This is a genomic window from Pseudovibrio axinellae, assembly GCF_900110875.1.
Classification (GTDB): Bacteria; Pseudomonadota; Alphaproteobacteria; order Rhizobiales; family Stappiaceae; genus Pseudovibrio; species Pseudovibrio axinellae.
Genome location: NZ_FOFM01000029.1, coordinates 1 through 11,368 on the forward strand (window position 1 = coordinate 1; position 11,368 = coordinate 11,368).

Annotated in this window: 3 protein-coding genes and 1 pseudogene; 1 reads left to right on the forward strand and 3 read right to left on the reverse strand. The window is 51.6% G+C overall.

Annotated features, from left to right (window positions below; genetic code table 11):
* From BMZ51_RS22420 to BMZ51_RS23805, 3 genes are all read right to left on the reverse strand, one after another.
* Positions 1-7,775, reverse strand: a 7,775-nt coding sequence (locus BMZ51_RS22420; protein WP_139201462.1) for a DUF4214 domain-containing protein, incomplete at its 3' end; no start/stop codon positions are given.
* Positions 7,776-7,823: 48 nt separating this feature from the next.
* The gene (locus BMZ51_RS22425; protein ID WP_139201463.1) at positions 7,824-8,780 is read right to left on the reverse strand and encodes a hypothetical protein; all 957 of its coding nucleotides are present in this window, start codon (positions 8,778-8,780) and stop codon (positions 7,824-7,826) included.
* The gene (locus BMZ51_RS23805) at positions 8,780-10,381 is read right to left on the reverse strand and encodes a toxin-activating lysine-acyltransferase (RefSeq protein WP_068008011.1); all 1,602 of its coding nucleotides are present in this window, start codon (positions 10,379-10,381) and stop codon (positions 8,780-8,782) included. Before BMZ51_RS23805 ends, BMZ51_RS22425 begins: the two co-directional genes overlap by 1 nt.
* A gap of 599 nt (positions 10,382-10,980) precedes the next feature.
* Between BMZ51_RS23805 and BMZ51_RS22435 the strand changes: the two are divergent.
* Positions 10,981-11,211, forward strand: a pseudogene (locus BMZ51_RS22435) (IS6 family transposase); the annotation flags it as partial.
* Positions 11,212-11,368 lie beyond the last annotated feature (157 nt).

Below are 11,368 nucleotides of genomic sequence, written 5' to 3' on the forward strand. Positions count from 1 at the left end.
ACGAGAACGTCATCCTCAGGGGTTCCAGTCAATATGACCCGCCCGATGTCATCAAACTCAATACTGCTCAGGACTGTACCATCAGCAAACTCAAAGCGCTCAATGAAATTACCCATTTCAGAAAGTAGCAGGTAGCTCAGTTCCCCGTCATTCATCCAGCTTATTTGCAGATCATCATTCGTACCTTCAACCGGAAGTGTTTCAAAGGTGAGGTCTGAAAGCACCAGATCCTTGAAACGTATCGTATCACTGCCGGATATTTCTCCGCTCTGCCGAATGACAACCTTTCCAGAATCCCGACCAATCAGGTAGGTGTCATCACCATCATTACCACGCAGGTTCTGAATGCCTCCGGCACCAGAGCCCGGATCAATCGTGTCATTTCCGGAACTGCCGTGAATATAGTCATCCAGTGCTCCGCCATTAATCAGATTATTACCGTCCGTACCTTTTAGCGCCAGCCGGCCGTCCTCAAGTATGCTGATCCCGCTCAGAACAGTCCCATCTGCAAACTCAAAGCGCTCAATGAAATTACCCATTTCAGAAAGTAGCAGGTAGCTCAGTTCCCCGTCATTCATCCAGCTTATTTGCAGATCATCATTCGTACCTTCAACCGGAAGTGTTTCAAAGGTGAGGTCTGAAAGCACCAGATCCTTGAAACGTATCGTATCACTGCCGGATATTTCTCCGCTCTGCTGAATGACAACCTTTCCAGAATCCCGACCAATCAGGTAGGTATCATCACCATCATTACCACGCAGGTTCTGAATGCCTCCGGCACCAGAGCCAGGATCAATCGTGTCTTTTCCGGAACTGCCGTGAATATAGTCATCCAGTGCTCCGCCAATAATCAGATCGTTGCCATCCGTTCCCCATATCTCGAGACGTCTGTCATCCAGCAGATTTCCCTCTCTGATGGTCCTTTCAATATGCCCAGTGTTAAGTTCAAACCCATCTGCAAACCGAATTAAATAAAGACGTCCGGTTGACGAGTCCCAGTTCTCAATGCGAATGGAACCTTCAAGTTCAGCAAGAGGAATCTGTAAATCGTCTGTATTCAATATGTAGATAACAAGATCATCACCTTCCTGAGTTAGAAATACATCTTTTACAAGAAGGTCAGGCAAGACCAATATGTCATAATTTTCAAAGCCTTCAGAGATTGTGTCATGATCATCACCACGCCTGTAGATATAGATATCATTCCCCGCACCCCCTTTAAGAGTATCGTTGCCCTCGCCACCATAAATGATATCACCTCCTGAACTGCCGGTAACAATATCATCTCCATCGCCGCTGAAGGCTATATCCTGGTCATCGATCCGGAGTGTAGCACCAACGTCTGTACCGACCAGGACCTCCATCTCGTTTGTGTTGAAGCTGGCCCCTTCGATCCCAAAAGAGGCCATCAGCTCTTCTTCCCTATCAAACGGCATGAGGAAAATGTCGGGGTTATTGGTTTCACCATGGCCATTGCCAACCACCTGATTTTCTACCGATTGCGCAAGGTCTGCCATCAGCTGTGCGCGTGTGAGCGTGCCGGCCTTCAGGTCGAGGAGATAATCTCCCAGTTCTGAGAGCAGCGGGGTGCGGCCAAAGGTGCTCTGGAAGGCTCTGGAGATAAACCCCACATCACTGAGCGGGCCATAGCGGGCCTCATACTCCTCAGAGCTGAGAAGGTGGTCTGCCAGTTCCATTGCATCAAGCTGGCCATCCGTGACAAAGCTGAGCAGCAGTTCGACCTCATAAGCCTCCATGTCCCGGTCCAGCACACTGTCATAGACCTGAGCTGCGTCTTTCAGCAGCTGTGAACGGGCGGTCTCATCAAGACGCTGCGTGGTTACTGTTGTGGTGCCATTGAAGGTTTCTTCCATACGCCAGGTCTCAAGACCCTGGGAGTTAAACTCATGGCTGACAACGATATGAGCCTGCGTTGATGAAGCTGTTACACCATTGTCCCAGCCGTAACTGCCATCCTTCAGAACCGAACGGGTAATGGTCTGGGTGATGCCCTCATGCTCAATGGTCGTAACAAGACCATCAGCAGAGGTTTTGGTAATGGCAGTGCTTTCTATGACGCCGGTGTCATCATAGGCTGTTTCGGCAATGGTCTGGCTGCCATCTGCCAGAACCTTTGCCACCTCGGTTTTGTCTCTGGCCTGGTCGCCGTCAAAGTCATAGGTCTTTGTAATGGTCCGACCATCGGCACTGGTGGTTTCATAGTAGGATGACCTCAGTTCGCCGCCCCTGTACCAGTCTGTGCTGGTCAGCGTGGTGCTGCCATCATCATGCAGCACGGTTTCATCTTCAAAGAAGAGATCTGCTATGCCGTCGCCATCAATGTCGGTGCGTGTGGTTGTGCTCAGCCCATTGGCTGAGGTGATGGCTGTGCTGGAATAGTACAGCTGGCCTTCATATTTTTCTTCAAACACACGCACCTGACTGCCGGATGTATCCAGGGTCGTGGTGGTGGTGCGGGTGATTTCCGCATCGCCATCCCCGTCAAGATCAAAGGCATAGCTTTGCTCCAACCCATTGGCAGAAGTGGTCTGGGTTATTTCAGAAAGCGTGGCCCCGTCCTGTGCCAGCTGGGTGTAGGTGGTGGTCTCGTTATTGCTCTGATCAAGCTCAGAGCGGGCCTGCTGATCGGTGTTACCATCCCCGTCCAGATCAACCTCAAGGGAATAGGAGCGCTCATCAGCGCTGACACTCTCAACAAGGCTGCGCAGCACGCCGCCATCGTCGGCATGCAGCTCAACGGTGCGGGTGCTGCCCCCGGCAGCGCCCTGGATCACACTTGTGGCCCGGTTGGTGGTGCCATCCCCGTTAAAGTCGGTGCTCTGCAGAGCCTTCAGCCCGTCCCCGCTGGTGGTCAGCGTTGAAGAGCCGGTGATACTGCCTGCCGCATCTTTAGTAACAGACGTTTCGCTCACCTCGCCATTATCAGCAAAACTGGTGATGCTGGTGGTCTGGCTTTCATATGAATAATCGCCATCCCGGTCTGTGCGGATTGTAACCTCAAGACCACCATCTGACGCGCCCATGATCTGGCGGGCAAGTAAGGGGCCGTAGCCACTTTCATGGGTAACAGTGCGTGTGCTGCTGCCATCTGCCTGAAGAACCGTCACATCACTCATGGTGCGCTCAGCATGGCCGTTACCATCAAGATCAAGCGTAAGGGTTTGCTCCAGAGCGTTCCCGCTCTGCGTGCTGACGATGGTTGAAAGCAGATTGCCGGAGACAGACCAGGTGGATGTTGTTGTGGTTACAGACCCATCATCTTCGGTCTGAGTGGTGATGATCTCATCATCCCGGCCATTGCCATCCTGGTCAATGCTCACCGTGTGCACTCTGCCGTCCCCGCTGATGTGGGAACTTGCCTCAGACAGCAGCGAGCCATTGCGGGCCGTGACCGTTGTTGTGCTCTCCTGTGAGCCATCATCGGCAAGCTCTGTTTGCGAAGAGCTGGTCCGCTCTGCACGGCCATCACCGTTGCGGTCTTCCTGAAGACTGGAGGACAACCCGTCATCGCTGATATGTTCAGTGGTCTGACTCCAGACGGTGCCGTCCTGACCGGTCAGCGTGGTGGTTGTGGTCTGCGAACCATCCGCGTTCATCACATTCTGCGCTTCAACAGTGGTCTCAAACACACCGTCACCATCGCGGTCTGACAAGGTACTCACACTAAGGCCATTGGCGCTGGTCACCGTCTGGCTCTGATTTTGCAGCTCTCCCTCAGCATCCTGCTGCCGTGTGGTGCTGGTGGTAATACCGTTATCTGCAATGCTCTTTGTGAAGACAGTATCGATCTGGCCATCCCCGTTGTCATCCAGCAATACCGTTTCCTGGCGACCATTGTCAGAGACCGTGCGCTCTGAGCTGCTGCGCAGGGTCCCGTCAGGCTCACGCAGCTGTCTTGTTGTGATGGTCGACCCATCATTTTCAAGCGTGGTTGTGCTGGTCTTTGTCAGTTCAAAGCTGCCATCGCCGTCACTGTCGGTTCGGGTGGTGGTGATCAGCCCGTCATCACTGGTGTGGGTCTGCACCTGTGCCAGAAGAGTGTCATCAGCAGAACGGGTCTGCACCGTGCGGGTTGTGCTGCCATCCTGCTCCAGAGCGATATTGTCGCTGACCACCTGTTCCCAGGTGCCATCGCCGTCCTGATCGGTGCTGGTCACCACCTCAAGCCCGTCATCGCTGGAGGTAACAGAACTGGCGCTGCGCAAAGACTGATCAGCATTTTGGGTTCTGCTCACCGTGGTCTTACTGCCATCGGCATGCAGCGTGGTTGTGCTGATCGCCGTAATATCGGCGGCCAGATCCCCATCAAGATCAATGGCGTTCTCCACGATCAGACCATTGGCACTGCTGCTGGTTATGCTCTGTCCAGACACCGTACCATCACTGGCATAGTCGATTTCTGTGAGGGTAACAGAGCCGTTAGTATGTTCCTGCCGTACAGAAACACGATCGGCCGCGCCATCGCCGTCAAGGTCCGTTGTTACCGTCGCCTGGCGCCGGTCGGCGGTTTCCACAACAAGGGATTGTGAGAGCAAGGTGCCATCACTGGAATAAAGCGAGGTGGTCTGTGTGGTGCCACCATCGGCCTCCAGCGCCAGGCTTTCAACCAGCCTTTCATCAACCGTGCCATCCCCATCCAGATCGCGCGTGGTGGTCGTGGTCAGACCATCTGCACTGCTTTCATAGGTGACCTGCGCCACAAGGGAGTTGTCCTGATTGCGGGTTGTCATGGTACGTGTGGCGCTGCCATCAGCGTTAAAGCTGGTGGTATCAGACAGCCGCACGTCGGTATCCCCATCGCCGTCCAGATCGGTTTCCACCACGGTGTGCAGTCCATCAGCGCTGGTGGTTGAGGTCACGCTGGCGTTCACAGAACCATCCGCATTTCGGGTCCAGCTGGTTGCAATTCGATCCTGAGTTATAGCGTCAGACACGACTGAAGACACAAGCTCGTCTGCCTCAAAACTCCCGTTCTGGTTCAGGTCAATCCAGGTCTGCTGAGCAACCTTGTCCGCCCCCAGAGTGTCCTTGCGCATGGAGCGCACAGACCCGTCACCGTTCAGTTGGGTGATGATGGTCTCACGGCTGTCATCTGCATGGATGACTGTCTGTTCTGTAACGCTCACATCCGTATCACCGTCCCCATCCAGATCCATCACACTGGTGCGGCTCAGTGCGTCCGCTGACTGGGTGGTGATGGTAGCGCTGCGCAAGGAGCCATCCCCGTTGCGCACCAGCAGCTCAGACGTGGTCTGGCCATCCCTGGAGACGACAATCTCCAGCTCTTCACGGCTATCGGTATCGCCGTCGCCATCCAGATCACGCTCAACCACCTTGCTGCGGCCATCGGCGCTGACCTCTTCGCGCGCATAAGAGCGCAGGGAGCCATCCTGATTGGTGGTGGTGATGGTCCCGGTACGGCTGTCATCTGCAAGGGTGGTGACCTGATGGGTTTCAACCGTATCAGCCCTCCCATCCCCGTCCAGATCGCTGCCGTCAATGCGCTCAGAGCCGTCAGCAGAAACGGTTTCGCTGCGGCTGGTAATCACACTGCCATCTTGTGCCAGCTCACTCATCACAATGCTCAAGCTGTCATCACTCTGCCGGATACGTACTTCGCGCTCGTCAAACCAGCCGCCGCCTGTCATATCGCGCTCAATGGTCAGGGTGTTCCCATCTGCGCTGGTTGTGGTCTGAATGCGACTGCGCAGGACTGCACTGGCCATGTCGCTGCCAGCAAAATTGCTTTCTGTTTGCGTACGGCTGCCATCAGAACCAACCACCGTTACAATACTCTGGATCCGGTTGGTGACCCCATCCCCATTGTCATCATAGCGGTTGGTGAGGACAAGCCCGTCTGCGCTGGTGACAGAGTGGATCTCATAGGCTTTGCTGCCGTCGCTCTCATAGGCCGTCGTAATCAACGTCCGTGCGCCAGCACCGTCAATACCCTCCACCTGCTCTACGCGATAACCTTGACTTTCTGCAGCAAGCTTCATGTCGCCCACTGTGCCTGTGGTTCCATCTGCACGCGTAAAAGTGGTTTGCCCGGCGATCACAGAACCATCGCTAAGCTCGATATTGGAGGCATCTGCGGTCAGGTTGATCTCGGTAATACCAAGCTCGCTTAAGGTCTTTACACTGGTTGAGCCGTCTGCGTTGGTCACCAGCACCTTAAATTGTGCAAAGGCCTCATCCTCAGCGCTCAGCACCCCGTCGCCATTGCTGTCAAACACGGAGGCCAGCGCTTCCATGTCGCTGGTGGCTGTCGGGTCCCACTCGGTAAACACAAACTGGCGTTTTTCGGTAATTGCATCGCGGCCATCTGGGTCATAAAACAGCACCCCATCACCACTGGCCGCCCAGGCCGTGCGATGCTCCAGACCATCCCCGCCTGCATCCATGAAGATGGTCGATTGATCCAACCGCGTCACCTGAATGCCATCGCCATCAAGATCAAGAATGATCGGGCCGATAAGCATGTTGTGTTCGTGGAGCCCGCCCATTTCCTCCTCGCCCTCAATGCCTTTGGAATCGGTACAGTCATTGTGTACGCGAATACCTCCGGCGACATAGGTATGACAGCCCTCAACTTCGAAGTTGTAGCTCTCCCATTCGTCACAAAGTTCTAATGCAAGAGCACCGGAATGAGCCATTCCATGGCTTTTAGCCTGATCAAATAGTTTTGCTGTTTCCGCCGAATAAACAATGGCCTCGACTTGGCAAGTCACTACATCGCCAGACTTAAGAACAACCCGAACAATGCCCTCTTCAACACTTTCTGAGATCGGACCAAACTGGCCACCTTCACGCAGGAAATGGTGACCGGGAGTTGTGATCACCTCTTTCGTTTCACCGTTTTCTTCCCAGGTCAGCTTCAAGAACTCAGAGGTGGCGTTTAGGAAAAGCTGGGTTACTTCCTTCGCCACCAGACGACCACGTCCGTTCTCCAAAACAGGGTCAAAAGCCAGAACCTTATCGCCCACCTTTAACTTTTCAATAGAAATTTCGCCGAAGGGCGTCAGGATCGGAGTGCCTTTGGCGAAACAGGGAGCTTTATTGGTTCGTATTTTATAACCGGGTATCTGCACTTCAATCTTCCATGATGGAATAGTCTTCCCCATAGCATCTTCAACAAGTTTTTTCGCCTGTTCTTCTTGTTGTAATCGCAACTTATCGTAGTCTGTTAGAGTTTCTGGGGCATATTTTTGTTGTTGCTTTAAATCATCGAGATATTTTTGTTCGGCCTCCTTACCACGATCTGGCTTCCCGGTGTCTACCAGTACGCCGACTGTGCTATCATAGACTTTGTCAAGCACCCAATCTACTGGGCCCGCCACCCAACCTACTGGGCCCGCCAAAACTATTTCACCATAGTAGCCAACAGGCTTGGGCTGAGGAACAGGAACGCTGCCCTCATAGTCATAATTTGGCATGTCTGGCTTAGGCCGAGGAACAGGGACGCTGCCCTCATCGCCACGATCTGGCATATCTGGCTTAGGGCGCGGAGTGGGGACGTTACTTTCGTTATCCTCCTTACCACGATCTGGCATGTCTGGCTTAGGGCGCGGAGTGGGGACGTTACTTTCGTTATCCTCCTCACCACGATCTGGCATATCAGGCTTGGGGCGCGGAGTGGGAACGTTGCCACCTCCATCGCTGGAGCTGTCACCCCCACCACCTCCACCGAAGCTCACAGTGTCCATAAGGTCAAATTCGGACATTTCTGAATAAGAAGTAGCGTGCGTCGTCATTGGTAATAAAATCCCATTTCTAATAGATATAATTTAAAAAATATCTTTTTACTGTTGCTTAGAGGGCTGAGGGCCGTCTTTCAGTTGATCTTTTACGAGTTGGTGCCATACGGAACCGACATTTTGCTCCCAAAACTTCCTAACTGCGTCGTCACCACCTTGTTTGGGGAATTTTTCGTCATATAAGAGTTTGGCAAACAATAGGTCAGCAAAGGTCGGATATTTATACTTTTGCGAGCTGTCTGTGATGGAGGGAATATCTAGCCCGGTAGGATACAGGCCTATTGCAGAGAGCAAGGCTTGTGGCAGGCATTGATAAATGCCGCTCGGGCTAACATAAATCCAGATTTTCTTCCGTTTTGCCCAGTCTTTTGTGGAGGCATAGCAAAATGACGGCGTATTTTTTCTTGCGAGGAACAGTCCATTAAAAACATAGGGCGTCATCTCATCACTTTGCCACTTTTCAACGGCCGTTCTCGCGAGAAGGTCCTCTCTTTTTTGCATTTCATGAGTAAGGTCGTTTATTGAACCAGCAATGATCACCAGATTGGCGTCCATCGTGTTTGGCGCCAAAAAAATCTTAAAACCCAAAGGGATTAGAGTGTCTTTTCCGACTTTCTCTATGTCCCCCAAATCTTTTGCAGAAATTGCATCTTGTTCGGAGAGCACTTTCAGATAAAGGTCTTTACTTTTATATTTGCGAAGGAGAGGTGTGCAATAATTTATCAAAGCGTAACATTCCGTCAAAGTCCATAGGAAGCCACCTTCCATATAGACCTCTTTAAGTATTGATGAGTAATCAACTGGCTCCCCTTTACGCCGAGTGGGTCCAGATGCAAGAACACCGTCTTTATCGAATGAGAACAGCTTCTCCTGATAAGACAGAGCGTAAGAACTATCGACGATAGGGTCATTCAAACGTAATTCCGCATGAACGGGATTGGCCCCAATGACGAGACCGAACAACATAATTTTTAGCGAATTAGTCAAACTGGATAACTTCACTATACAGAGACCTCTTTTAGGGTTCGAACTAGATGGACGTTTGAGGACATAGCTTTCTTTTGAAGGTTTCGACCTGCCCACTTATTTACGCGGCGAATAGAAGCGTCGCGGTTACGACGCAGGCTGCTGACGATATGATTGGGAAATATCACATCACGTTTTTCTGTCATGACTGCACGAAAGGCTGCGGGCACGGTGATCCAGTCATTGACGAAGGGATGTATCCCACCGCTCCATTCTTCTCGTTTGAGAGCCCGCCCAGTTTTATGAATGTCCCGCTTTTGCTTATCTGAAAGCCATGCCCAGGTCGTAAGGCCAGCAGGGTTGCCTTCAACATCAAGATAGCAGCGCAGCTGCCCTGCCAGAAGCGGCGGCAAAATCTCAACAGGTAGATAGTAGGAGAGGTTGAACTTCTCATGATAGGAAGAAGCAGCGAGCTGCTGGATCGCGATGCCTATCGCCGTCAGCGCATCAAACTTCTTGGTGAGCATCCAAGGCTTTGTAAAAGCATACGCCAGCTCAGGTGGTTGCTCTGCGGTCTGTTCAAATTTATCAAGAAACGCTCCGGGCAGTAGATGGGCTTCACCACGTTTCAGGGCGACAAGAGCAAGTACTCCCAGTGATCTCCACTTAATCCAGTGCTGCGGAGAAAAATGTGTACTTTCCCCTACTCGCCCCCCAACAACACATCCCGCACTGGCAGAGCGGTCAAGCCATGCACAATCAATCTCTCCCGTACGAACATCATTCAAAGCCTGTGGAGATAGGCTCATGCACAACTCGAGTGCCTCTTCTCCAAATCCGGAAAGCACCGCAAACGATTTTTCTTCGCAGGATTGACCGAGGGCCTCAAAAATCTCTGGGAAGTTCAAGCGCTCCATCACGGCGGATCCGCTCGCGAAAAAGTCACTTCGGCCTTCAGGCAATGTCGTTCCAAACAAATGAATGGCTGCCACGCGAGCCAACGGGTAATTGTGCCAGTAGGTGTAGAGAGACAGTCCAGCTCTCAGATCAGCAGCCAGTTGGGCGACATTACTGCCGAGGTAGCGCTGGTTCTCATGATGCCACACAGCACATAGCTTTTGATAAAGAGTGTTGCTTTGTTCTTTAACAAATTGAATGAGGGCGAGTTCCGCGAGAAATGCACAGACCTCCCGCGCGACAGGAGGCATAAATTTTCCTCTTGAAAGCATCATCTGCGCCGCATGGGCCATTTCATGGGCGAGGCAAACAAGGTCTTGCGGTTTCCCAGACCAAATTAGATGAACAATTGGGATATTGGTCTCTGCGCACCATTCAGTGTAAGGAAGTTTAATCTCTCCCGGTTTGTAGCGAATTACTTTGACACGAGATAATGCATCAATGAAGTCGTGTGGAGTGTGCAAGAGGTCATTTATGGACGGTAATATGAGATATTCCAGGCTTTGATCCAGGTCAAAAATCAAACCATCGGTGTTGTCTCGAATATCTGAAATGCTGGTGCCAGGTTGATACTTAACTGAGATCAGATCACAATACTTTAGCGCTTCTTCTGAAGTCAGTTCATGCAGGTCCAGCCAATCAAGCGTTGTGTGTTTCAGTTTTGAGCTGGAATGTCGCATCTATCTCGATACCTTCTAATAACTTTTATTTTACACTTACTTGCATGCAGTGAAATACTATCGAGACCTGAACCAAGGTAACGAGTAATATTGTGATTTGTTTTTCGTTCAATCTCACGAGCGCTCATCTAACCTGCTTTTGAAGGCAGATACGAACTTAAAGAGATTTCTATGAAGATCAGGCAGGACGTGATTAATAGAACCCACCATCTGGGAGGCATTTTCTTTATTGCCACATTTATCTTAGCTTCTCCCTGAAGGAGCCTGATTGCACCCAAACCTACGCAAGTACCGTCAACTCCGAACAGTCAAAAACGGCTTGACACCAGTCTTCCCGGAGGAAAAGCAGGCGGTCAAATTCGCTTGTCTGATAGACGCAGTCAAAAATTTTCATGGTCTGCAGATTCTCATATCGAAAAGCAGCCCATTAGCAAACTATTAACGAATGTAGCATACATATTATTTGCGAGTTTTCCTCAGGATTGAAACGCAAATGCGACGCTGGAAGCAAGTCATCGGCAACAAACTGAAGGCACGCACCTTTAACAAGGTGTTATCAAGTTAACTTTGGCTCCAGCTCCGATTGGTAGTTGGGCAACATGACTTGTGCTCCGATCAGTTACAAACGCCATCGTTTTCCACCCGAAATTATCGCTCACGTTGTTTGGCTCTATCACCGCTTCTCCCTCAGCCTGCGCGAGGTCGAGGAGATGCTGCTGGAGCGCGGCATTACCTTGTCCTATGAAACCATCCGCAAGTGGGGGATCAAGTTTGGTCCAGCTTACACTCGTCAGTTACGACGCAAAAGAGCACAAAGCTCGGATATCTGGGACGTTGTTGCATGGGTCAGAACTGAGCTGAGGTTTCCCCAAACCCACACATTTGGTTTCATGAGACCTTCTCGAACGTAGGACGTCCGAGGGCGTTCATGATGTTGAGAGCGTTGACGCCAATTTTTGCCTCTGCTCTCTGGGTTTTGATGTTGCG

What these genes read in the sequence shown, in the direction of transcription:
- BMZ51_RS23805 (WP_068008011.1), bottom strand. Translation starts at nt 10,381, where the DNA reads ATGCGACATTCCAGCTCAAAACTGAAACACACAACGCTTGATTGGCTG.